Annotated in this window: 2 protein-coding genes; both read right to left on the minus strand. The window is 65.1% G+C overall.

Annotated elements, in window-relative coordinates:
• Window positions 1-21: 21 nt before the first annotated feature.
• Entirely contained in the window at window positions 22-450 is a 429-nt protein-coding gene (locus K789_RS0116720; RefSeq protein ID WP_024367756.1) for an OsmC family protein, read from the minus strand.
• 188 nt (window positions 451-638) lie between these two features.
• Window positions 639-989, minus strand: coding sequence for a hypothetical protein (locus K789_RS0116725; RefSeq protein WP_024367757.1), 351 nt, complete (start codon window positions 987-989; stop codon window positions 639-641).
• Window positions 990-1,073 lie beyond the last annotated feature (84 nt).

The following is a 1,073-nucleotide window of genomic DNA, read 5'->3' on the forward strand; positions in this document are numbered from 1 at the left end:
TCGCCGTTGGCGCGTGCGGCGCTAGGAGGCCAGGGTGGCGTCCAGGGTGATCTTGATGCCGGTGAGGGCGGCCGAGACGGGGCAGCCGGTCTTGGCTTCCTCGGCGATGCGCTGGAACTCGTCCTCGGTGATCCCCGGGATCCTGGCGCTGACGGTCAGGTGGCTGTCCGTGATGCCGGTGCCGGGTACGAACGTGACGTCTGCCTTGGTGTTGACTTCCTCGGGCGTGTGGCCAGCCTGGGCGACGGCGAGGCTGAAGGCCATGGAGAAACAGGCCGAATGTGCCGCGGCAATGAGTTCTTCCGGGCTGGTCTTGCCCTCTGAGGCCTCGGCCCGGGCCTTCCAGGTGACGTCGAAGTTGCCCAGTCCCGAGCTGTCCAGGGTGGTGTTGCCGGCGCCCGTCATCAGGTCGCCGTGCCATACAGTGTGTGCGGTTCGTGTTGCTGCCATGTCCACTCCTCAAGATTGTTGTCATGCCACGGAACCGGCGCAGCGCCGGATCGTGCCGTGTCCCATCCTAGGGATTCATCGCCGACGCCGCACCGGGGTTCCGCTGTCAGTGGATTGTGATCATCCCTTGAACGACGACGGCGACGCTCCCCATGCGGGGTGCGTCGCCGTCGCTGCGGTCTCGGGGCTTACTTCCAGAGGGTCGCGATGGCCACGTTGAGCAGTGCCAGTCCGCCCACTGCGTGCGCGAGGCCCTTGCCGACGTCCTCGCCCTTCTTGTACTTGCGGCGGCCCATGAAGGCCAGGACACCGACGGCGACGGCCACGGCCAGCTTGACGCCGAGCTTGGCGTAGTTGGCATCCATGTCCAGGGCCGGGATGAGTCCCATCAGGGCGATGCCGGTGACGAGCTGCAGCATCGCGCCGTCGAACTGGCGGGGGTGGACGGTGGGCTTTTTCATCTGGCCGATCCAGATGCCCACGATCATGGCGGCGCCGACGATGTGCAGGAAGACCACGATGTTATAGACGATATTCATGGCATCAGTCTAGCCAGAAGATTCTACGCGCCGTAGTAAGACCCGCCCGGCCCTGGAACCTGCATGATGCATGTAAAAACGGCG

Origin of the sequence: Arthrobacter sp. TB 26 (assembly GCF_000427315.1) — a bacterium.
In the GTDB taxonomy this organism is placed as follows: Bacteria; Actinomycetota; Actinomycetes; order Actinomycetales; family Micrococcaceae; genus Arthrobacter.

What these genes read in the sequence shown, in the direction of transcription:
- K789_RS0116720 (WP_024367756.1), bottom strand. Translation starts at nt 450, where the DNA reads ATGGCAGCAACACGAACCGCACACACTGTATGGCACGGCGACCTGATG.
- K789_RS0116725 (WP_024367757.1), bottom strand. Translation starts at nt 989, where the DNA reads ATGAATATCGTCTATAACATCGTGGTCTTCCTGCACATCGTCGGCGCC.